Below are 22,272 nucleotides of genomic sequence, written 5' to 3'. Positions count from 1 at the left end.
TCGGTACGGCTCCCCGTACGCCGCCTCACCTGGTCCTGGGGGCGTACGGGGAACGTACCCGTGGGGGGCCGTGTATTTACTCAAGGAATGCTCAGAACCTGACGTCCGAGCAGGCGTAGAACGCGTTGGCCGTGTCCGCGATCGTCCACACCGCGACGATCACATGCCGGCCGCTGAGCCCGGACGGCAGTGACCCCGTGTGGGAGAGCGTGGCCGGCGGGCGCTGGCCGTTGTAGGGGACCGTGAGGAACGGGGTGAGGTTGAGGTCCGAACGGGCGAGGGCGTGGTTCTGGTTCCACCCCGGCTTCGTGACGTAGTACTTGAAGTCGGTGGTGGCGTGCATGGCGGTGAACTGCCAGCGGAAGGTGTAGCTCCCCCCGCCCGTCACCGCGGTCGCCGGCCAGGTACCGCCGGACGGGGTCTTCGGCTGGTTGAGCGCGCCGAAGTTGCCGTGGTTCGCCGAGCAGATCTGGCCGTCGGCCGGTCCGGCGGCCGGGAAGCCCTTGGGGCCCTCGACACTCTGCGGCTCCCACTGGATGTCGCCGCAGCCCGTCACGGTGCCGTTCTGGCAGAGCTTCTGCCTGCTGATGGGGAGGTCGGTGTAGCCGTGGCCGCTGGCGCCTCCGGCGGTGAGGACGAGGGCGCCGGTGGTGGCCAGGCCGACCACGGAGGCACACAACTTGGTCTTTTTGCGCATGCTGCCGCTCCTGCTGAACGTGGGGGAGGTTCAAGGAGGTTCAAGTGAGCCGTGCAGGTCTAGACCAAGTCTCAGATTATTACCGCCCCTTGAGCATGTCCAGACCAATCACGGCCCCGGCTCGCCCCGCCCCGCGCAGAACGCGACCGTCAGGTCCTTCACCAGCACCTTGCGTTCGTAGTCGTCCAGTTCGACCAGGCCGCGCAGGGTCAGCCGGGTCACCGTGTCCTCCACCGAGTCCACGACCGACGTGAGCGCGGCGGCCCGGTGCCGGGCGTCCAGGGTGGCGATGTGACGGCGGGTCATCGCGGCGGCGACCTCGGGGGCGTACTCGACCCGGACCGGCAGTACCGAGAACACCTCCAGGCCGACCGGCGCCGTGTCCGCCGCGACCGCCCGGGTCAGCGCGTCCCCCGCCGATTCCATCGCCCGCCGTCCCGCGCCCGGCATCTCCACCGGCACCCGGACGAGCGCCGCCTCGACACACTCGCGCAGATAGGTCTCGTGGTCCTCGACGCCGAGCGTGGCCCGCGCGGTGTCCCGCACCCGCCACACCACGAGGACGACGACCCGCAGCGCGACCCCGCTCGCGTCGGCCGCCGGCATCGGCTCGCCGCGCCAGTGCCGCAGCCGCACGTCGACCCGGGCGCGCAGCAGCAGCGGGTTGACCCACAGCAGCCCGGTACGCCGGACGGTCCCCCGGTAGCGGCCGAACAGGCCGAGCACCCAGGCCCGCCCGGTCCGCCCCCGCGCCAGCCCGCCGAACCCGAACAGCCCGAGGGCGCCCGCCCCGGCGTACGCGGCCCACTGGGCCGGGCCGAGACCGGCGCCCGCGTATGTCGCCGGCAGGCGCAGCGCCTCCACCGCGAGGGGCGGCAGCACGCCCGCCCACCAGGAGGTGAGCACACCCCCGGCCGCCCCGACGGCACCGGCGAGCACGCCCACCGCGCCGGGCAGCACCCGCGCCGGGCGCTCCACCAGGTCGGGGTCGACCGTCGGAACCGTTGGGCGGGGTGTGGCCGGTGCGGGCCTGCGGACGCGCGGCTGCTCGCCCGTCCCCTGCCTGCGCCCCACGACGGCGGGCCTCAGCGGTACCGGCGCCGGGTCGGGTTCGTCGCGGAAGAGGAGGTGGACGGGGATCTCGGTGGTCGCCTCGTTCTGGATGAGCCGGGCGGGCCGGGGGCCGCTGTCCGGGGGGCCCTCGGGGTCAGGTGTCTGTTCGGTCGTCGTACTCATTTATGCCTCCAGCCTCCGCGCCAGATGCGTCATAACAGTGGTTACCGGCCAACAGGCGTGTGCCGGGACGGGCGTTACGAGGAGAAGAGGCGGCGCCAGGTCTCCGGGCCCGGGTAGCCGTCGGCCGCGCCGCCCCGCCAGCCCTGGGCGCGTTGGAAGGCCTGCACCGCGCGCCGGTCCGCCTCGTTCCAGCCGGGGTCGGGCTGGGTCGTGTAGTACCGCCCGAATCCCTTCTTCACCAGCCGCTCTCCGAGCTGGGTGACGTGCGGACTGCTGGCGCCCGGCCGGAACAGGGCCCGCCCGGGGAACTCGGGGACCGCATGCCTGGCAGAGGGCGGACCGGCCGCACCGAGGACCGTGGGAGGGGGCGCCCCCGGGGCTGTTCCCGGGGCTGTTCCCGGATCCGTTCCCGGGGCTGTTCCCGGGGCTGTTCCCGGATCCATTCCCGGGGCTGTTCCCGGGGCTGTTCCCGGATCCATTCCCGGGGCTGTTCCCGGGGCTGTTCCCGGATCCATTCCCGGGGCTGTTCCCGGGGCTGTTCCCGGGGCTGTTCCCGGATCCGTTCCGGGGGGCGTCCGGGCCGTCGCCCCTGCCGGGTTGTCCCCGATGTCGCGGCCCGTTCCGCTCACCAGCAGCGTCCAGGTCCGCGGCCCCGGCAGTCCGTCCGCCGCCGTGCCCGTCCAGCCCTGGGCCTGCTGGAACGCCCGCGTCGCCCTGCGGTCCGCGTCCGACCAGCGCGGGCCCGGACCCGAGGTGTAGTAGCGGGCGCCGCCGCGCTCCACGAGCATCCGGCCCAGCTGGGTGACGTACCCGTTGTTCGCGCCCGGCCCGAAGTACATCCGGCCCGGGAACCGGGCCGCCGCGTCCGAGGAGGCTCCGAGTACCGCGCCCGTCGTACCGTCCGTACCGTCCGCGTCGTCCGTACCGCCGGTGTCGCCCGGGTCTCCCAGGTCTCCCGGGTCCGAGGTGCCGCCCGTGTTCGCGGCGAGGCCCTTGTAGCGGTAGGCCTGATAGCCGTCCGAGTGGCTCCAGTAGGCGAACGGAGTGGCCTGCCTGCGGGCGTGCGGGCGGGTCTCCTCGTAGGCGGTGTAATAGGTGTGCGTGTAGTCCGTCCAGCCGCCGAAAATGACCACGTGCGAGCCCTTTTCCGGGTCCGACTGATTATGGAACAGGAGAATGTCACCGGGTTGCAGATCCTCCTTGGCAATCCGCACCCCGTACTTGTCGAGACTGCCCGTCCATTCGTTCCCGGCGAGGTTCCAGGCCATGGAGACGAAGCCCGAGCAGTCCTGCCGGTAACCGTCTCCCCAATACGTGCCCATGCTGTACGGCACCCGCGCCACGACCCATGCCCTGGCCCGGTTGACGATCTCCGCCCGGGTCGTCGCCCGGAGCTTGTCCGAGGCCGGTTTCCCGGACGGGCCGTGCAGCGGGGCCTGGCCGCCCTGCGGAGTGTCGGGCTCGTCACCTGCGGGTACGCCCGGACGCTGGGGGGCGTGCGGGGCGGCCGCGGCCGGCAGGGCGTGTCCGGCGCCGAGGACGGTGGAGGCCGCGGCGGCGACGACGAGGGTCCGCCTGACCGCCGTACGAGCGGGTCCCGGACCCGTTCCCGACACCGGTCCGGAATAGGGTGCGGCCCGTCGTCGGCGGACACATCCGGGGCATTCGCAGTCACTCGCGGGATCGAATTCCTCGAATACCGGAGTCGCCATACGATTCCCCTCACTCTCCGGGCGATACCTTGCGCGCTTCTCCACGAGCGCAGTTTCTCAACTGTCACCCGCTGTCGCATGTTGACGGTCCGAATGATGTACAGCCGGCCTACGGCCCGGCGCGACACTCCGGGGGTCCGGACCACTCACCGGTGTCGGGTAGAGTTGTCGACGTCACCACGCGCCGCTAGCTCAGTTGGTTAGAGCAGCTGACTCTTAATCAGCGGGTCCGGGGTTCGAGTCCCTGGCGGCGCACAGACACACAGCAGGCCCTCCGCTCCGGCGGGGGGCCTGTTCTCGTGCACCCGGCGACAGATCGCCAAGGATTCCTCGGACACTCAGAGAGACAATAAGTAAACACTCCAGCACCATCCGCACACAATCGGTCACAGTCGCACCAATCGGGCTCAACAGCCGTCACAATGAGCGCGTATGACCGGTAAACACCATGTTTCGCGTCTTGCGATCATGCTGAACGACATAGAACCCTGGGCTTCAAGATGCTGCGGATACGCGGCACTTGGGGGCGGGACCGGTTGCGCTGACACGGGGATGGGGCCCCGTTCATGAACTGACGCCGAGGGGGGCATCATGCAACCGGAAGGGCACTCTTCCATGTCTATAGAGTGTGGATGACGTGGGGGCAGTGGTCCATTACTGATGCGTTTGTGAAGGCCGAGGGGGGCCGAGCAGACGCATAAGAACCGAGAAACACGCGGCTTTTTGCGTGTGGGGGGATGACTCATGACGTCGACGCCGACGGGCGCCCGGCATAACTTCGACGCATCACAGACGGCCCAGCTCAGGCTGCCGTCCAACCGGACCGGCGGTTTCCGCCGGATCAAGAAGAGTCTGCCGAAGTACGACTACGAGCACTACAGCCGGCTGGCCGGACCCCTCACACAGCCCGACCCGACCAAGCCGTACACGGTCAAGTACCGGTCCCTGCTCTCGCAGGAGCCGCACCGCATACGGGCCGCGCTGATGCTGGGCGCCGCACCGCTGCTCTCCGTCGTCCTGCTCGTCTGGCTGCTCCAGCCCGCGCACTGGACCCACCGCGACTACCCGGCCTACGACTTCCTGCCGGCGCTCGACATCGTGATGCTCGTCTCGATCGGTCTGATCGAGCTCTTCCGCTGCCTGAACGTGCTGTCGAACGCGCATGCCACCCTGGTCGCCCGCGACCCGATCCCGGTGGTGCCCGAGACCGGCACAAGAGTCGCCTTCCTCACCTCCTTCGTGCCCGGCAAGGAACCGCTGGAGATGGTGACGAAGACGCTCGAAGCCGCGGTGAGAATCCGGCACCGCGGCCTTATGCATGTCTGGCTCCTCGACGAGGGCGACGACCCCGCGGTGAAGGCGGTCTGCGAGCGCCTGGGCGTGCACCACTTCTCCCGCAAGGGCATCGCGAAGTGGAACCAGCCCAAGGGCCCGCACCGCGCCAAGACCAAGCACGGCAACTACAACGCCTGGCTCGACGCACACGGCGACGACTACGACTTCTTCGCCTCCGTCGACACCGACCACGTACCGCTGCCCAACTATCTGGAGCGGATGCTCGGCTTCTTCCGGGACCCGAACATCGGCTTCGTCATCGGCCCGCAGGTGTACGGGAACTACGACAACTTCGTCACCAAGGCCGCCGAGTCGCAGCAGTTCCTCTTCCACGCGCTGATCCAGCGGGCCGGCAACGCCTACGGCTCGCCGATGTTCGTGGGGACCAGCAACGCCGTACGCATCAGGGCACTGAAGCAGATCGGCGGGCTGTACGACTCGATCACCGAGGACATGGCGACCGGGTTCGAGATCCACCGCCACAAGAACCCGGCGACGGGGAAGAAGTGGCGCTCGGTCTACACGCCCGACGTGCTCGCGGTCGGTGAGGGTCCCAGTGCCTGGACGGACTTCTTCACGCAGCAGATGCGCTGGTCACGGGGGACGTACGAGACGATCCTCAAGCAGTACTGGAAGGGCTGGTACTCGCTGCCGCCGAGCAAGCTCTTCAACTACACGATGATGATCATCTTCTACCCGATGTCCGCCCTCAACTGGATCCTGGCGGCGCTGAGCTGTGCACTGTTCCTGGGCCTGGGCGCCTCGGGTGTGAACATCGACCCGACCGTGTGGCTGATGCTCTACGGCAACGCCTCGGCGCTGCAGATCGGCCTGTACATCTGGAACCGCCGGCACAACGTCTCCCCGCACGAGCCGGAGGGTTCGGGTGGTGTGGCGGGCATGGTGATGTCCGCGCTGTCGGCGCCGCTCTACGCGAAGGCCCTGATCGACTCCGCGCTGCGGCGCAAGAGCAAGTTCGTGGTCACACCCAAGGGCGACTCGGCGAGCCCGGACCGCTGGTTCGGGACGTTCCGGTACCACTGGTACTTCATCCTGATCTTCGGCGGCTCGATCGCGGCCGGCTTCACCTTCGGGCACTCGCACCCCGCGATGATCATCTGGGCGACGTTCGCCACGGGGATCACCGCGACGCCGATGGTCGTCTGGCGGCTCATGCTGCGCCAGGAGAAGAAGAAGCTCGCCGCCCGCCCGGCCGCCGAGCCGCAGGACGCCGCGCCCGCGCCGTACCCGACAGTGCCGACCCAGCCGACGTCACACGCGCCACACACCCCGCCGCACGCATCGCACGCCCCACACGCCCCTCACTCCACCCACGCGCCGCAGCACAAGCCCCAGTGGGCCGCATCGGGTGGAACGGGCGAGGGCAGCGTAGGGAGCGGGGGCAACGACCAGACCATGCAGATTGCCCTTGGTGGACTTGGGGGACGTAAGGAATGACAGACCGTGCAGGCCGCCGCCGCGCCCGTCGACTCGCGATAGGCACGGCGGTGGTCCTCGCGTTGGCGGGGATGAACGGGCCGTGGGTGTATCGCTTCAGTACCGAGAAATATCACGACTACAAGATCAACAGACCGGAGTACAAGGCCGAGAACGGCAAGTGGGAGGTGGTGAACTTCCCGGAGGAATACCGGCAGAACACCATCCACGCGGCCCTGCTGCACACCGGCAAGGTCCTGCTCGTCGCAGGCTCCGGCAACAACGCGGACAACTTCGACGCGAAGAAGTTCGACACCCGCATCTGGGACCCGGTCAATGGCACGATCAAGAAGATCCCGACGCCGAAGGATCTGTTCTGCACCGGCCACACGCAGCTCGCCAACGGCAATCTGCTGATCGCGGGCGGCACGAAGCGGTACGAGAAGCTCAAGGGTGACGTCACCAAGGCGGGCGGCCTGATGGTCGTCCACAACGAGAACCCGGACAAGCCGATCACCCTGCCCGCGGGCACCAAGTTCACCGGCAAGGAGAACGGCAAGACGTTCGTGTCGAAGGACCCGGTCGTCGTGGAGCGCGCGACGAAGGTCTTCGACAAGGCGACGGGCGCTTTCCTGCGCAACGAGCCGGGGCTCGGCCGGATCTATGTCGAGGCGCAGAAGAAGGGCGCCAAGTACGAGACCGGTACGCAGGACAACTACCGCGTGCAGGGCCTGTCGGGCGCCGACTCCCGCAACACGTACGGCATCGCCGAGAAGCTCGCCCTGGACAAGAAGGACTTCCAGGGCATCCGGGACGCCTTCGAGTTCGATCCGGTCGCCGAGAAGTACATCAAGGTCGACCCGATGAACGAGGCTCGCTGGTACCCCACGCTCACCACCATGTCGGACGGCAAGATCCTGAGCCTCTCCGGCCTGGACGAGATCGGCCAGCTGGTGCCGGGCAAGAACGAGCTGTACGACCCGAAGACCAAGACCTGGACGTACACGACCCATACACGGCAGTTCCCGACGTACCCGGCGATCTCCCTGATGCAGAACGGCGAGATGTTCTACTCGGGCGCGAACGCGGGCTACGGCCCCGACAACGTCGGCCGTGACCCGGGCGTCTGGGACGTGGCGACGGACAAGTTCACCAAGCTGAAGGGGCTCAGCGACCCCAACATGCTGGAGACCGCCGGCACGGTGCTGCTGCCGCCGGCGCAGGACGAGAAGTACATGGTGATCGGTGGGGGCGGGGTCGGCGAGTCGAAGCTCTCCAGCAAGAAGACCCGCGTGATCGACCTCCTGGCGGACAACCCGAAGTTCACGGACGGCCCGTCCCTGGAGAAGGGCACGCGCTACCCGCAGTACTCGATCCTCCCCGACGACACGGTGATGATCTCGGGCGGCTCGGAGGACTACCGGGGGCGCGGCGACTCGAACATCCTCCAGGCCCGTATGTACGACGCGAAGACCGGCAAGCTGAACAGGGTCGCCGACCCACTGGTGGGCCGCAACTACCACTCGGGCTCGATCCTGCTGCCCGACGGCCGGCTCATGTTCTTCGGCTCGGACTCCCTGTACGCGGACAAGGCCGACACCAAGCCGGGCAAGTTCGAACAGCGCATCGAGATCTACACGCCGCCGTACCTGTACCGCGACGCGCAGCCCTCACTGTCGGGCGGCCCGCAGACGATCGCACGCGGCGCGTCGGGCACCTTCAAGTCCGAGCACGCGTCCACGATCAAGACGGCCCGTCTGATCCGCCCGAGCGCCTCGACCCACGTCACGGACGTCGACCAGCGCTCCATCGCCCTGGACCTGAAGAAGACGAAGGACAGCATCACGGTGACGGTCCCGAAGAACCGGAACCTGGTCGAGTCGGGCTGGTACATGCTCTTCGTCACGGATGATCAGGGGACGCCGAGCAAGGCTCAGTGGGTGAAGGTGCCTTGACCTCCTGAGAGTCGTACGACCCCGGAATCGACGACGGCGCCCCTCTGAACGAGGGGCGCCGTCGCGTACGTGGAGGTCCGCGACCACGCCGCCACACCTGACTTCGCCGGAGCCGCTCAGCCCTGTGCGCTCCCCTTCTTCCTCGATTTGAGGCGGGCGAAGATCCAGAGCAGCGCGCAGGAGATCAGCACACCCCAGACCGGGTGGATCAGGGCGTCCAACAGTTTCCCGGCGGAGAAGCCGGAGCCGGGGGCGAGCAGAGCGAGAACGGCAAACACGAACTTCAGGACCGCGCCGCCCAGGAGCATGAAGGCCACGAACGCCAGCGGGACCTCACGCCAGCCCTTGCGCGCCTTTTGCTCCTTCTCTTCTTCTCTCGTCATGGCGTTCTTAGATCAGCTGTCGCCTGTGCTCCTCACACCGAGGACGTATGTCGGGGCGAGCATGCCGCACGCGGCAGCCGTCGCCCCGACGCATTCCTGGCCGGATCCGTTAGCTCTGCGCTTTCTGCCGCATCCTGAACCTGACGCAGGCGACGACCGAGACCACAGCGAAAAGCATGACCGTGTCTTCGGCCAGGGTCTCCAGCGCGTTCATGGTGGAGTGCCCGAAGCCCACAGCGGTCGCGAAGTGCGCTATCGCGATGGCGAAAAGCATGAGGGTGAATCGCAGCAGAGAGAACCCGCGCTTCTTTTCGTCCGGTTCACCTGTCATTTCTACCTCTGTCTTCATCCCTGGCCTGCCAGACTTCTCTTGCATTTCCATGATGCTCCAGCCCAGCCTCGACTTGATCACGGCGCAAGGCCCCTGAATCACCAGCGGTACGAAAAGATCGGCGCCCTTCAAGAGAAGGGCGCCGATTGGGCTTTGGCTTTCAGGGATGTGGGCCCGTCTGGTCAGTCACTCGCCTTCGCGAGCTTCAGCGCGTAGTCGACCCACCACTGCCCGGCCTTGGGCCCGCCCTTGCACTCTCCGTCGGACTCCCCGGGACGCTTGACCCACAGATACGCGTCGACAAGCGGATCGGCCGTCTTCACGGTCGGAGACTCCCCGAGCGCCCTCCCAGGAGGGTTGCACCAGTTCTCGTCCGCCTTGCCCCCGCTGTACGGGCCGTTCCCGTTACGGGACGTGTCCACCACGAAGTGCTTGGCCCCCACCTTCGCCGACAGCTCCTTGCCGTACTTGATGGAATCAGCCGTCGAGTAGAAGTTGGACACGTTGACGGAGAACCCGTCCGCCTTCTCGATGCCCGCCCACTGGAGCGGCTCGAAGATCTGGTCGGGATGTGTCCATCCCGCGTTCCCCGCGTCCAGGTACACCTTCGTGTTCTTCAGCGCCGACAGGGTGTCGATCGCGCCGCTCAGCAGGTCGTACCGCTCCTCGTGGAACTCGTCCTGGGTGCAGCCGTCCACGAGGTGGAGGATCGCGTCCGGTTCCAGGATCACCGTGGCCGCACGGTCACCGATGCCCCTGGCGACGCCGTCGATCCAGGCGCGGTAGCTGTCGCCGTCGGCGGCGCCTCCGCTGGAGTACTGGCCGCAGTCGCGGTGCGGGATGTTGTAGAGGACGAGGAGCGCGGAGCGGTCCGCCTTCTGCGCGGCCTCCGTGAAGCCGCGGGCCTCCGCCTCCGGGTTCTCCGGGCTGATCCACTCGCCGGTCGGCTGCTCGGCGATCTTCCGGATCTGCTCGGCGTCCGTGGTCTTGTCGTTCTTGACGTACGCGGCGACCTGTTCCGCCGCGTTGCCGTCGGGGTTCACCCAGAACGGGTTGGTGCCCTTGGGCTGTTGGGTGATCCGGGCTTCCGCTTCCTTGCCCGGCTCGTCGCCGTCCCCCTTGTCGGAGGAGGAACAACCGGTGAGCAGCAGTGCCGCCCCCAGCACCGCCGCGGACGCCCTCCCCCAGGACGCCCCCTTACTGCCGAACATCGAACTCCCCCTCGGGTGCACTGTCCTGGTCCCCCCTGGATGCAGTGGCGTAAGCCTCAATCCTGACATAGGTGGCCGGGCGCCCACGAGGTCGCCCGTGCCTTGTCGGCTAGCTGTTACAGCGTGTTCGGTCGGCTGATTCGCGCGCCCGAGGCCCTGCACACCGAGGTCTGAACAGCGACAGCGGACCAGGTCGTAGAACTATCTATTACCTGCATGGATAACACAGAGCCACCGGACCGGGACTTGGCGTCATTCCGCCTCTAGGCCTGGGCGCACATCCGTTCTACAGTCGTCTCAGACGGCCCCGGCCCCGGCCAACACTTCACCGTCCGCGTTATCCGGGATTTCAGGGTTTTCAGCGGCGGGCACCGAACCTCCCGCGCCGGTCGCCGGGTTACTCCCGCAGCCCGTGCGCCCGCGGTCGAGGACCAGCCCGGTCGACGGCTCTGGGGGGAACGGGTCGTCGACCGGGCAGGGCGGGGGACGCAGAGGACGCGTCAGAGGTTCAGACGGCCGCACCCGTCAGGTACGCCGACACGATCACGTTCGCCGTGTAGGTGCGGGTGACCCGGTCGAACGTACCGCCACAGGTGATGAGCCGGAGTTCCGCGCGGCCCGACTGCCGTGTGCCGTACGCCTGTTGGGCGTCGAAGCGGTCACGGGGCAGGACCTTGACGTCGTCGACGGTGAACTCGGCGACCTTGCCGTCGGCGCGGGTGACCCGGATCGTCGCGCCCGGCCGCAGGGTGCTGACCTTGTAGAAGACGGCGGGGCGGGTCTCGGTGTCGACGTGTCCGACGAGGAGGGCAGTGCCGGCGGCGCCGGGCCGGGTGCCGGATCCGTACCAGCCCACGACGCCCGCCTGGTCGAAGGGCGGCGGATCGATCGCGCCGCGCCGGTCGAGGCCGCGGACCACCACCGGGGCCTGCACGCCCAGTTCGGGTATGTCCACGCGCTGCGGCAGGGCGCCGCTCAACGGCTCGTGCGCGGGCGGGAGTTCGGGGTCCGGGGGGCGGCCGACCGCCGCGACGTCGCCGGTGGTCGGCGCGGATATGCCATGGCGTACGTCGGTCACCTCACGGCCCCACAGCCACAGCCCGAGGAGCAGCAGCGCCCAGGCCACGCCCATGGTCAGGCGCCCGGCGCCGGAGGACCGTTCGCGGTCGTCGTCGGTCATGGCGGCTCAGTCCGTCCCACGGCCCCGGCGGAAACCGCGCACCGCCACGACGACCGCCGCCACACCCGCGAGGACCAGCCCGACCACGGCCTGCCGGGTGCCGGGGCCGGTGCCCCGCGCGTCATGGGCGAGCCGCTCGGCGGCGGCCAGTTCCGTCGCCGCGCCGCCACCACCGGCGGGCACGGGAGCGACGGGTGAGGCGGGCGCGGCAGGCGAGGCGGGCGCGGCAGGCGAGGCGGGCGCGGCAGGCGAGGCGGGCGCGGCAGGCGCACGCGAGGGCTCGGCGGAGGACGGCTTTCCGGCCCCTTCGTGCGTCCCCTTCGCGAAGACGGCGATCGTGCCCTTGACCTTGCCGTTCTGACCGTCGCAGCCGACCGTGACGTCGTACGTGCCAGGCGTGAGCGAGGAGCGGACGCGGGACCCTCCGACGAGCGCCCCGTCCTGCCCCTGCCCCGCGAGCAGCACATCGGCGACGAACGCCTCGGACTTCGCGGTCCCCGTCTTCCCCGTACAGCCGTGCACGACCAGCCGTAGGTCGCTGCCGGGTGCCGGGGATGCAGGGGTCACCGTGATGCCCCCGCCGGCGGCGTACGCCACGGGTACGGCGGTGAGCGCGGCGGCGACCGCGGCACCGGCACAGAGAGTGAGACGTGTGGAACCCATCGTGAACCTCCAGACATCTGGAGACTCCTCCTCCGAACGCCGGTCCGCATCTCCGGAGCGGGTACGGCTGCTCCGTACGGGTGGCGAAGGGTTTGGAGAGGTAGGGGAGGAGGGCCTGGCGAAGAGGGTCCGGCGGGGGGGCTCAGATGCGGTCGACGAGGTCCGCGATGGAGTCGACGATCTTGGACGGGCGGTACGGGAAGTTCTCGACCTGGTCGGGTCCGGTCAGGCCGGTGAGCACCAGGAAGGTCTGCATCCCGGCCTCGATGCCGGCCAGGACGTCGGTGTCCATACGGTCGCCGATCATCGCGCTGGTCTCGGAGTGCGCGCCGATCGCGTTCAGCCCGGTCCGCATCATCAGGGGATTGGGCTTGCCCGCGAAGTACGGCTTCCGGCCGGTCGCCTTGGTGATCAGCGCGGCGACGGCACCGGTCGCGGGCAGCGGGCCCTCGGTCGAGGGGCCGGTCTCGTCCGGGTTGGTGGCGATGAAACGGGCGCCGTTCTCGATGAGGCGTACGGCCTTGGTCATGGCCTCGAAGGAGTACGTGCGCGTCTCGCCGAGGACCACGTAGTCGGGCTCGTGGTCGGTGAGGATGTACCCGATGTCGTGCAGGGCCGTGGTCAGGCCGGCCTCGCCGATGACATAGGCGGTCCCGCCGGGGCGCTGGTCGTCGAGGAACTTGGCGGTGGCGAGCGCCGACGTCCAGATGTTGTCGACGGGCACCTCCAGGCCCATGCGGCGCAGCCGGGCGTGCAGGTCTCGCGGGGTGTAGATCGAGTTGTTGGTGAGCACCAGGAAGGGCTTGCCCGACTCGCGCAGCTTCTTGATGAAGGCATCGGCGCCGGGGATCGGCACGCCCTCGTGAATAAGCACACCGTCCATGTCGGTGAGCCACGAGTCGATGGGCTTGCGGTCTGCCATGTCCGGTCTCCTGCTCCTGCACTGCGTTCTGCGTTGCCGTACACGCGTACGAGATGCCGCGTCCACCCACCCTGTCACAGGCCGGATCTTGGGGGAATGGCCGGTTTATGTCCGTCCCACGCCTCGGACCCGGACGAGCAGCAGCACCCCGCCGCCGGTCAGCAGCAGCACGAACGCGATGCCCCCGAGGCGCAGAGCGGCCTCGCGTCGACCGGTGCCGGCGAGCTCACCGGTGTACGGCAGCCCGTCCTGTACGCCGGGTACGGGACGGGGTGACGCCGGGTCGGCGGAGGCGGAGGCGGCGGAGGTGGGGGCGGAGGTGGGGGCGGAGGTGGAGGCGGGAGCGGAGGTGGGGGCCGGGGCTACGACGCGGAAGCGGTAGTCGTTGGACTGGCCGACCCAGTCGCCGTCGTCGGCGTGCCGCTGGATGACGGCGGCGTTGGCGACGATGTCGTTTGCCACCGCCCCGGCATCGATCGCGAGCCGCACCTCCACGGAGACGGTTCGCCCGGGCCCGACAGTGAATCCGGGAAACCCGTCACCGTCGAAGACCCCGATGGTCTCGTCGGCGTCGGTGGCCTCGAACCGCACAGGGTAGGGGCGGGGGCGATGTCCGTCGTAGAACTCCAGGCGCGGCTGAGTGGTCGTCAGGGCACGGCGCTCGTCGACGAGTACGAGGACGGGGTGGATGTCCGTGCAGGTGCGGGCGGTGTTGTTGGTGAGGTCGAGCCGCCAGGTCCGGTGCTCGCCACCGGCCTCGTAGGCGGTGGGGCCGCCGTGGATGCGGGTGGTGAGGGGGAAGGTGCGGTCGGTGGGGGTGGTGGCGCAGGTGGCCGCGTGCGCGGGGGCGGAGAGGGCTCCGGGTGTGGCGATGAGGGCGGCGGTCATGGTCGCGGTGAGGGTGGTGGTGAGGGTGGAAGTGGCGGTCGCGGTGAGGGTCGCGGTCATACAGGTACACAGTCGCATGAACACATGACCATGCCGGGACGGTGGAGGGGGTGGGCGGCACCGCTCCGGGGAGTGTGGGGCTACGCCCCGAACGGGCTCGCGAATGCGCCCGATCGGCGGACGCGGCGCTTCACGCTTTCCCGTCGGCTCACATTTCCTCGTCGGCGTGGGTGAGACGGCCGTCGGTGAGGCGCCAGTAGTGGAGGTGGTGGGTCTGGCGCCAGGTCTCTGCGTCGGCGAGGCCCTGCGTGATCCAGGCGTGGAGTTGCGGGAGGGCGGCTTCCTTCAGAGTGGCGCGGATGGCGGCTCGATCGGCCGCGTCGATCGGGTGGACGTCCACGTAGAAGCCGACGCTGTCCGGGTGGATGCCCCGGCCGTAGTTGCGGGACTCGGGGGCGAGCCATCTGGCTCCGAGCACGATCGTCCCGCTGCCGGGCCCGTTGAGGAAGCGCAACTCCCGTATCTGGGAAGCGAGTTCACCGAGGGACTCATTGACCTCGGTGGTGGTCAGCGGCCAGGCCCGGTGCCGCGGAAGTCTGCGGGCGAGTCGCTTGCGCCGGTTGCGTGCGGTCATGGACTGAGGGTCGCAAGGTTGGGCGGCCGGTCCCACGGAGTTTTTTCCGAGGGGAGAAGTTGAACGGGCGGGCGGGCGGTGGTCCCGCTACCCGTCGGCCCGTCCGAACAGCGGCGCGAGGAGCAGTTGGGCCGCGCCCTCCGCAACTACGCGCGCCCCGCCGGGGGCGACCCGTACGGGCACCGCCTGGTCGGCGCCCTCACGCCGGGCGCGCCCGGCGAGAACGGCGGCAACCCCTCGTACGAACCGTTCCGGCTCCGCGGCGACGGTACGGCCACCCAGCAGCACCCGGTCGATGTCGAGCAGCCCCACGAGGTTCGCGGCGCCGGCGCCGAGCACCCGGGCCGCCTCGTCCAGGTCGCCGCGAGCCACCGCGCCGAGACACAGCGCCTCGATGCAGCCACGGTCGCCGCAACCGCAGGGCGGACCGTCCAGTTGGATGACCTGATGCCCGAACTCGCCGGCGCCGGTCCTGGCCCCCCGGTGCAGCGCCCCGCCGATCACCAGGCCGGCCCCGAGGCCGGTACCGAGATGCAGGTAGGCGAAGGAGCCGCCCTCGCCCCCGACCGCCAGCCCGAGCGCGGCGGCGTTGGTGTCCTTGTCGACGGCGACCGGCACCCCGAGCCGCCGCGCCAGCGCGTCCCGCAACGGAAACCCGTCCCACTCGGGAAACCCGGTGACCCGATGGAGCACGCCCCGCACGTGATCGAGCGGCCCGGGCAGAGCCACACCGACCCCGAGAAGGGCGACGCCCTGCGTACCCGGCCCGCCGGAGCGACCGGACCCCCTGGACTCCTCGAACCCGCGGGACCCTCTGAACTGCCCAGACCCACCAGACCCGCCGAACTCCCCCGACCCACCAGACCCGCCGGACTGCCCGGACCCACCAGCCCCCTCGAACCCGCCAGACCCACCCGGCCCCCCGCCAAGCGGCCCGTCGGTCTCCCCCGGCCCCCCGCCAAGCGGCCCGTCGGTCTCCCCCGGCCCCCCGCCCGGCAGCACCACAGTCTCGCCCGGCCCCCGGCCAAGCGGCAGCGTCCCGACCTCCCCCACGCCCCCGCCCCCGCCAAGCAGCGCCTCGACCACCCCCGCCACCCCCTCGATCACGGCCTCCGCGCCCGCGCCCAGGTCCAGGGGGGCGCGGCGCTCCCCCACCACGGACCCCACGAGATCGACCAGCACCACCCTCACCTCGTCGCGGTCCAGGTGGACGCCCACTGCGTGGCCCGCCTGCGGTACCAGTCGCAGTACCGTGCGTGGCTTGCCGCCCGTCGAGGCTCGGTGGCCCGCCTGGGTGGCCAGGCCCTCGGTGCGGAGGCGGGCGGTGATCTTGCTGACCGCCTGGGGGGTCAGACCGGTCCGCTCGGCCAGTTCGAGGCGGCTGATGCCCTCGGCGCCGGCCGCGCGCAGGAGGTCGAGGACGAGCGCGGCGTTGTGGCTGCGCAGGGCAAGCAGGTTCACCCCGGGGACCGTGGCGGTGGCGTTCCCGGTCGGGTTCGCGATGGCGTTCGTCCTGTTCACGTGAACTATTGTCCCCGCTGCTTGCACTTTGGCAACAGCGTTGCGAAAGTGGACGGCATGACTGGTACGACTGGCACCCCTGGCCCGAGTGGCACTCCCCTCCGCATCGGCCTCGTCGGCTACGGCCTCGCGGGCTCCGTCTTCCACGCCCCGCTGATCGCCGCCACCGAGGGCCTCGTCCTCGACACGGTCGTCACGGCGAACCCCGAGCGGCAGGCCAAGGCCCGCGCCGGGTTCCGGGACGTCCGGATCGCCGGCGCCCCGGACGAGCTGTTCGCCCGGGCCGACGAGCTGGACCTGGTCGTCATCGCGTCCCCGAACAAGACGCACGTCCCGCTGGCGACCGCCGCCCTCAAGGCCGGTCTGCCGGTCGTCGTCGACAAGCCGGTCGCGGGCACGGCGGCCGAGGCACGTGGCCTCGCCGCCCTCGCCGACCAGCAGGGACTGCTCCTCTCCGTCTTCCAGAACCGCCGCTGGGACCACGACTTCCGCACCCTGCGCAAGCTGATCGCCGAGGGCGAGCTGGGTGACGTGTGGCGGTTCGAGTCGCGGTTCGAGCGGTGGCGTCCGCAGACGAAGGGCGGCTGGCGCGAGTCCGGCGACCCGGCGGAGTTCGGCGGACTGCTGTACGACCTCGGCAGTCACGTCGTCGACCAGGCACTGGTCCTCTTCGGCCCCGTCGACTCCGTGTACGCCGAGACGGACATCCGCCGCCAGGGCGCCGAGACCGACGACGACACGTTCATCGCGCTCACCCACACGAGCGGTGTCCGCACCCATCTGTACGTCTCCGCGACCACCGCCCAACTCGGCCCGCGCTTCCGGGTCTTGGGCTCGCGGGCCGGGTACGTGAAGTACGGCCTCGATCCACAGGAGGACACCCTGAAGGCGGGCGGGCGGCCGGGCGACGCCGGTTGGGGGCTCGAACCGGAGAGCATGTGGGGGCGGGTCGGGTCGGGTGAGTCCCCGCTCACAGGCGGCGGCCGGCCGGAGCCGACGCTGCCGGGGGCGTACGAGAAGTACTACTCTGCGATCGCCGCGGCCCTGCGCGACGGCGGCCCCAACCCGGTGACCGCACTGGAGGCGGCGGCCGCGCTCGACGTGCTGGAAGCCGCCCGGCGTTCCGCGAACGAGAAGGTGACGGTGACCCTGCGATGACCAGTCAGAAGCCCGGCGGCCACAAGGCGAGCGGACAGCCGTCGCTCGGGCCGCGCATCGCGCCCGAACTCACCCCGAGCGTCGAGGAACTCGAAGCACAGCAACGGCACCTGGTGTTCCGGGAGTTCTCGTACGAGGACGCGTGGGCGCTGGGTTCACTGCTGGTGGAGCTCGCGCGGGAGCGGCAGGCGCCGGTGGCCGTCGACATCCACCGCGCCGGTCAGCAGCTCTTCCACGCCGCCCTGCCCGGCTCGACCCCCGACAACGACGCCTGGATCGACCGCAAGCGCCGGGTGGTGGAGCGTTACGGCGCCTCCTCCTACCTGGTGGGCGCCCGCTTCCGCGCCAAGGGCACGACGTTCGAGGACGACTCGCGCCTCGACCCCGACACGTATGCGGCCCACGGCGGCTCGTTCCCGATCACGGTAGAGGGCGTCGGCGTGATCGGCGCGGTGACGGTGTCGGGGCTGCCCCAACTCCAGGACCACCGGATGGTCGTGGAGGCGCTGGGGCTCTTCCTCAAGGTGTAGGAGGACGTGTGGTGCGCCGGGAATTATCCCGAGGGGCCCTCCGGTTGGGACTGCAATGACATCCCTGAAAGAGACAGTCGGTCGGTACGGCATCTTCAGTCTCGGGCTGCGGGCGGAGGACCCCGAAGGCCTCACCGAGCGCGCCGAGGCCGCCGCCGAAGTGGAGGAACTGGGCTTCGGCGCAGCCTGGTTGGGCGGCAGCCCGGGCGTACGGCACGCGGTTCCGCTCGTCGAGGCGACCTCGCGGCTCGTCGTGGCGACCGGCATCCAGACCATCTGGCAGGAAGACGCCACCGAAACGGCGTCCCGTATAGCGGAGTTGGAGGCGACCCACCCCGGTCGCTTCCTGCTCGGCCTCGGGGTGAGCCACGCCGGGATGGCGGAACGGTACCGTCGCCCGTACACCTCGATGGTCGAGTACCTGGACGCCCTGGACGCGGCCGGACAGCCCGCCGAACGCCGGGTGCTGGCCGCGCTCGGCCCGAAGATGCTGGGGCTCTCCCGGGACCGCGCCGCCGGCTCGCACCCGTACCTCGTGACCCCCGAGCACACCGCGCAGGCCCGCGAAGCACTGGGCGAAGCCCCGCTGCTGGCACCGGAGTTGAAGGTCATCCTGGACACCGACCCGGACCGGGCCCGTACGACCGCCCGCTCCGCCCTCGCCTTCTACCTGACCCTGCCGAACTACACCAACAACTTCCTGCGCATCGGCTTCACCGAGAACGACCTCACGGACGGCGGCAGCGACCGTCTGATCGACGCGGTGTTCGCGTGGGGCAGCGAGGACCGGATCCGTGAGCGGATCGGCGCCTTCCACACGGCGGGCGCGGACCATGTCGCCCTCCAGGTCGTCGAGGACCGGTCCAGGGACGCCCTCCCCCGCGACGGCTGGCGCCGCCTGGCCGACCTCCTGAAGTAACCGGGAGCGACGAGCGGGACGTGCGAGACGTGAGCGAGGCGTAAGGGACTGGAGGGGATCTGGTCAGGCCCTGAGGCGGTGGCGTTTCCTCCGGATGTGTTCGGTCGTTTGTCTGCACGTGTCATCGGGCGGGATCCAGGAGCCCGGTGACACGCATGCGAACGGAGAAGTCCCGTGCGATTGACCGATATCCACCGTTGCGAGATCCGGCCCGGACGGCTCGTGACCTGGACCCTGCATCCGACGACCGTCAACAGCGTGGCCGACCTGCCCGAGGACGCCCGCCCACCCGCGTACGTACAGGAGGCTCACGTCCGAACCGCGCGAACCGTGCGCGAGGACGGCCTGTTCGTACCGACGTGGCTCGGCACGGCCTTCGACATCCCCGGGCGGGTCGATCTCGACGTCCTCCAGGAGGCGTTGCGGACCTGGACGCTGCGACACGAGACGCTGCGCAGCGGTTTCCGCTGGGTGGAAGGCCCGCTCGGATCACCGGGCTCTCCCGGATCTCCCGGATCTCCCGGATCTCTCAACGACGAACTGCGGCGCTTCACCCTCGCCGCCGACGCCGTCGTCCTGCACCGCGAGGACGTCGGCGTCTTCGCGGACGGGGCGGCGCTGCCCCGCTATCTGCAGGATCGGTTCGACATCGCGGCGGACGCGCTGACCTGGCCGAACTTCATCTACAGCGCGGTCGTCAGGGACGACAGCACCAGCGTGTACATGGCGTTCGACCACACCAACGTCGACTCGTACTCGATCTTCCGCATCGCCCACGAGATCCACCAGCTCTACACGGCCGGCCTCGACGGCAGGACGGTGGACACGACGCCGGTCGCCAGTTACGTCGACTTCTGCGCGAGCGAGCGTACGCACGCCGACGGGATCGACGAGACGCACTCGATCGTCACCGAGTGGCGGAAGTTCATCGCGCGGTGCGACGGCAAGCTGCCGAACTTTCCCGTCGACCTCGGCCTCGACCCCGAAGGGCCGCTGCCCACACAGAAGTTGATGCGGGAGTGGCTCACCGACGACGCGGACGCGGCGGCGTTCGAGGCGTACTGCCGTCCGTACGGCGGCAGCATGATCGGCATCCTCGCGGCCACCGCCCTCATCGTGCGGGAGATCAGCGGGCAGCAGGTCTACCGCACCGTCGTACCGTTCCACACGCGGGCCAGGTCCGAGTGGTCGGACTCGGTGGGCTGGTACGTGGGCGGCGCGCCGCTCGAGATCCCGGTGGGCCAGGTGTCGGACTTCGACGGCGCCCTGGACCTGGTCCGCACCGCGCTGCGGGCGAAGCGACCCCTGTCGAGGATGCCCATCGCCCGGGTCCTGAAGCTGCTCGGCTCCGACTTCCGGCCCACCTCACCGGACCTGTACTCGATCGTCTCGTTCGTCGACACGCGGGACATCGCGGGCTCGGAGAGGTGGGAGGACCTGAAGGCGTACGGCCTGATCCGCGTGTCCTACGGCGACCAGGTGTGCGCCTGGACCACCCGCCTCCACGAGGGCCTCCAGTTCGCGGCCCGCTACCCGGACACGGACGTGGCCCAGAAGAACATGCGGCTGTACGTGGCGAGGCTGCGGGAGCTGATCACATCGGTGGCGCAGGAGGCGCCCCAAAGGGGCGCCTTCAGGGGCGCGGGGAACTGCGCGACAAGCCCCCACGGGCCCGCAGCCAACGAACTACCCGTCAAAACCCTCACGCGTCCTTGAACTCCTGACGCTGGCGCCCGAGCCCCTCGATCTCCAGCTCGACCACATCCCCGGCCCGAAGAAACGGCTTCGGCTCGGGCGCACCCAGCGCAACCCCCGCCGGTGTACCCGTGTTGATGACATCACCCGGGTACAGGGTCAGGAACTGGCTGACGTACCGCACGACTTCGGCGACCCCGAAGATCTGCTCGGCAGTCGTACCGTCCTGCTTGAGCTCGCCGTTCACCCACAGCCGCAGCCCGAGAGCCTGCGGGTCCGGCACCTCGTCCGCGGTCACCAGCCAGGGCCCGAGCGGGTTGAACGTCTCGCAGTTCTTGCCCTTGTCCCAGGTCCCGCCCCGCTCCAGCTGGAACTCGCGCTCGGACACGTCGTGCGCGACCGCGTACCCGGCGACATGCGCGAGCGCCTCCTCGTGCGAACCGAGGTAGCGGGCCGTACGTCCGATGACGACCGCGAGTTCCACCTCCCAGTCGGTCTTCGTCGACTCGCGCGGCACGAGCACCGTGTCGTACGGCCCGACGACCGTGTCCGCCGCCTTGAAGAAGATCACCGGCTCGGCGGGCGGCTCTGCGCCCGTCTCGCGGGCGTGGTCGTGGTAGTTGAGCCCGATGCACACGATCTTGCCGATGCGGGCCAGCGGTGGCCCGATCCGCAGCCCGGTGGCGTCCAGCGCGGGCAGCTCACCGGCGTCGGCGGCGGCCCGGATCCGGCCGAGCGCCGCGTCGTCGGCGAGCAGCGGTCCGTCGATGTCCGCGACGACCCCGGACAGGTCCCACAGGATTCCCTCGGCGTCGAGCAGCGCGGGCCGCTCCGCACCCGCCGTACCGACTCGCAGCAGCTTCATGGTCGCTCTCTCCCTCGGTTACGTCCTCCGGTCACGCCCACAGTCCCGCCCTCAGTGACGCACTCAGACACCACTGATCATTCATCGGAGGACTGGTCGATCGTCCAAGCTGGGGGTCCGGTCCGCAACACCTGTTCACGTACTGGACTGCGGCGCGAGCTGCCAGCGGTACAGCACCGCCCGCTCGACGGCGGCCCAGGTCGTACTGGTCACCATGTACAGCGCGGCGGCCAGCGGCATCACGGCCACGGAGAACAGCGTGAAGAAGGACATGAACGGCGCGAGCTTGGCGGCGGACGCGAGCCCGGGCACCGCCTCACCGGCGCCGTCGCCGCCAGCGCCACCGCCCAGCGTCACCGGGTTGGCGGCCATCACCAGCTTCATCCGCCGATAGTTGAAGGTGGCGACGGCGCCGACCAGGACGAACAGTCCGAGGTAGACGAGCCCGGCGGCCCCGAAGAGCCCGCCCCCGCCGAGCGCGTCGGCCCACCGTTCGCCGAGCGGCGCGGCGAACAGCCTGTGGGTGAGGAGGCCGTTGGTCCGGCCGCCGATCTCCGAGTTGGAGAAGAGGTGGTAGAGCAGGAAGAACGCGGGCAGCTGGAACAGGCTCGGGAAGCATCCCGACAGCGGCGAGACCTTCTCCTCGGCGTGCAGTGCCATGACGGCCTGCTGGAGCTTCTTGGGGTCCTTCGCGTGCCGTTTCCGCAGCTCCGCGACCTTCGGCTGCAGCGCGGCGCGCGCCCGCTGTCCACGCGCCGCCGCGCGGGAGAGGGGGTGCACGAGGAGTCGTACGAACGCGGTGAACAGGATGATCGCGACGGCGGCCGAGGAGGCCTGGAAGAGGGGCTGGAGCAGGTCGGCGAGCTGCTCGACCAGGCCCGCGAAGGCGGACAGGAAGGTGGACAGGACGTTGGACATGGGTGAGTGAGCCCTCCGAGGGTCTCGTCGTACCGGGATTTCCGTGGATGCGGAGATCGGCATGACGACCCGCGCGGGGATG

Annotated in this window: 20 protein-coding genes and 1 tRNA gene; 7 read left to right on the top strand and 14 right to left on the bottom strand. The window is 69.8% G+C overall.

What is annotated here, in order from left to right; genetic code table 11:
• Positions 1-91: 91 nt before the first annotated feature.
• The 3 genes from OG734_RS31045 to OG734_RS31035 all read right to left on the bottom strand — a co-directional run bounded on the left by OG734_RS31045 (position 92) and on the right by OG734_RS31035 (position 3,645).
• Positions 92-697 (bottom strand): lytic polysaccharide monooxygenase auxiliary activity family 9 protein, encoded by a 606-nt coding sequence (locus OG734_RS31045; protein WP_330290743.1) that lies wholly within the window; start codon positions 695-697, stop codon positions 92-94.
• 108 nt (positions 698-805) lie between these two features.
• Positions 806-1,933 (bottom strand): SPFH domain-containing protein, encoded by a 1,128-nt coding sequence (locus tag OG734_RS31040; RefSeq protein ID WP_330290742.1) that lies wholly within the window; start codon positions 1,931-1,933, stop codon positions 806-808.
• A gap of 74 nt (positions 1,934-2,007) precedes the next feature.
• A complete protein-coding gene (locus OG734_RS31035) occupies positions 2,008-3,645 on the bottom strand; it encodes a peptidoglycan-binding protein (protein ID WP_330290741.1) in 1,638 nt (545 codons plus the stop codon).
• A 181-nt stretch (positions 3,646-3,826) separates the two neighbouring features.
• On the opposite strand from OG734_RS31035, the gene OG734_RS31030 reads away from it, so the two are divergent.
• The 3 genes from OG734_RS31030 to OG734_RS31020 all read left to right on the top strand — a co-directional run bounded on the left by OG734_RS31030 (position 3,827) and on the right by OG734_RS31020 (position 8,372).
• Positions 3,827-3,900 (top strand) — tRNA-Lys (locus OG734_RS31030).
• A 489-nt stretch (positions 3,901-4,389) separates the two neighbouring features.
• Complete coding sequence (locus OG734_RS31025; protein ID WP_330290740.1) at positions 4,390-6,438, top strand: glycosyltransferase family 2 protein; 2,049 nt, start codon at positions 4,390-4,392, stop codon at positions 6,436-6,438.
• Complete coding sequence (locus OG734_RS31020) at positions 6,435-8,372, top strand: galactose oxidase early set domain-containing protein (protein WP_330290739.1); 1,938 nt, start codon at positions 6,435-6,437, stop codon at positions 8,370-8,372. The genes OG734_RS31025 and OG734_RS31020 overlap by 4 nt, the downstream gene beginning before the upstream one ends.
• Before the next feature lie 116 nt (positions 8,373-8,488).
• On the opposite strand, the gene OG734_RS31015 is transcribed toward OG734_RS31020, so the two are convergent.
• From OG734_RS31015 to OG734_RS30975, 9 genes are all read right to left on the bottom strand, one after another.
• Positions 8,489-8,755: a hypothetical protein gene (locus OG734_RS31015; protein WP_330290738.1), complete on the bottom strand. Its 267-nt coding sequence runs from the start codon at positions 8,753-8,755 to the stop codon at positions 8,489-8,491.
• 109 nt (positions 8,756-8,864) lie between these two features.
• Positions 8,865-9,167 (bottom strand): hypothetical protein, encoded by a 303-nt coding sequence (locus tag OG734_RS31010; protein WP_330290737.1) that lies wholly within the window; start codon positions 9,165-9,167, stop codon positions 8,865-8,867.
• A gap of 101 nt (positions 9,168-9,268) precedes the next feature.
• The gene (locus tag OG734_RS31005; RefSeq protein ID WP_330290736.1) at positions 9,269-10,297 is read right to left on the bottom strand and encodes a glycoside hydrolase family 6 protein; all 1,029 of its coding nucleotides are present in this window, start codon (positions 10,295-10,297) and stop codon (positions 9,269-9,271) included.
• Positions 10,298-10,805: 508 nt separating this feature from the next.
• Positions 10,806-11,477, bottom strand: coding sequence for a class F sortase (locus tag OG734_RS31000; protein ID WP_330290735.1), 672 nt, complete (start codon positions 11,475-11,477; stop codon positions 10,806-10,808).
• Positions 11,478-11,483: 6 nt separating this feature from the next.
• The gene (locus tag OG734_RS30995) at positions 11,484-12,140 is read right to left on the bottom strand and encodes a hypothetical protein (protein WP_330290734.1); all 657 of its coding nucleotides are present in this window, start codon (positions 12,138-12,140) and stop codon (positions 11,484-11,486) included.
• A gap of 142 nt (positions 12,141-12,282) precedes the next feature.
• Positions 12,283-13,062, bottom strand: a complete 780-nt coding sequence (locus OG734_RS30990) for an HAD-IIA family hydrolase (RefSeq protein WP_330290733.1) — start codon at positions 13,060-13,062, stop codon at positions 12,283-12,285.
• 105 nt (positions 13,063-13,167) lie between these two features.
• Positions 13,168-14,010 (bottom strand): hypothetical protein, encoded by an 843-nt coding sequence (locus tag OG734_RS30985; protein ID WP_330290732.1) that lies wholly within the window; start codon positions 14,008-14,010, stop codon positions 13,168-13,170.
• 148 nt (positions 14,011-14,158) lie between these two features.
• Positions 14,159-14,584: a hypothetical protein gene (locus OG734_RS30980; protein ID WP_330290731.1), complete on the bottom strand. Its 426-nt coding sequence runs from the start codon at positions 14,582-14,584 to the stop codon at positions 14,159-14,161.
• A gap of 87 nt (positions 14,585-14,671) precedes the next feature.
• The gene (locus OG734_RS30975; RefSeq protein WP_330290730.1) at positions 14,672-16,105 is read right to left on the bottom strand and encodes an ROK family transcriptional regulator; all 1,434 of its coding nucleotides are present in this window, start codon (positions 16,103-16,105) and stop codon (positions 14,672-14,674) included.
• Between the two features lie 57 nt (positions 16,106-16,162).
• Here OG734_RS30975 and OG734_RS30970 point away from each other — a divergent pair, with 57 nt between their 5' ends.
• The 4 genes from OG734_RS30970 (at position 16,163) to OG734_RS30955 (ending at position 20,428) form a co-directional block, all read left to right on the top strand.
• Positions 16,163-17,263 carry a Gfo/Idh/MocA family oxidoreductase gene (locus OG734_RS30970; RefSeq protein WP_330290729.1) on the top strand — a complete coding sequence of 367 codons (1,101 nt, stop codon included), beginning with the start codon at positions 16,163-16,165 and terminating at the stop codon, positions 17,261-17,263.
• Positions 17,260-17,793, top strand: a complete 534-nt coding sequence (locus OG734_RS30965) for a heme-degrading domain-containing protein (protein WP_330290728.1) — start codon at positions 17,260-17,262, stop codon at positions 17,791-17,793. Before OG734_RS30970 ends, OG734_RS30965 begins: the two co-directional genes overlap by 4 nt.
• Positions 17,794-17,848: 55 nt before the next feature.
• The gene (locus OG734_RS30960; protein WP_330290727.1) at positions 17,849-18,712 is read left to right on the top strand and encodes an LLM class F420-dependent oxidoreductase; all 864 of its coding nucleotides are present in this window, start codon (positions 17,849-17,851) and stop codon (positions 18,710-18,712) included.
• A 174-nt stretch (positions 18,713-18,886) separates the two neighbouring features.
• The gene (locus tag OG734_RS30955; protein ID WP_330290726.1) at positions 18,887-20,428 is read left to right on the top strand and encodes a condensation domain-containing protein; all 1,542 of its coding nucleotides are present in this window, start codon (positions 18,887-18,889) and stop codon (positions 20,426-20,428) included.
• On the opposite strand, the gene OG734_RS30950 is transcribed toward OG734_RS30955, so the two are convergent.
• Both OG734_RS30950 and OG734_RS30945 read right to left on the bottom strand, forming a co-directional pair.
• Complete coding sequence (locus OG734_RS30950) at positions 20,415-21,272, bottom strand: fumarylacetoacetate hydrolase family protein (RefSeq protein WP_330290725.1); 858 nt, start codon at positions 21,270-21,272, stop codon at positions 20,415-20,417. The two genes, OG734_RS30955 and OG734_RS30950, sit on opposite strands and share 14 nt — an antisense overlap.
• 135 nt (positions 21,273-21,407) lie before the next feature.
• Positions 21,408-22,166, bottom strand: coding sequence for a YidC/Oxa1 family membrane protein insertase (locus OG734_RS30945; protein WP_330293851.1), 759 nt, complete (start codon positions 22,164-22,166; stop codon positions 21,408-21,410).
• Positions 22,167-22,272 lie beyond the last annotated feature (106 nt).

The sequence above is a fragment of the Streptomyces sp. NBC_00576 genome, assembly GCF_036345175.1.
In the GTDB taxonomy this organism is placed as follows: Bacteria; Actinomycetota; Actinomycetes; order Streptomycetales; family Streptomycetaceae; genus Streptomyces.
The sequence above is the reverse complement of the archived record's forward strand: the minus strand, read 5'-3'. Positions and strand labels throughout refer to the sequence as shown.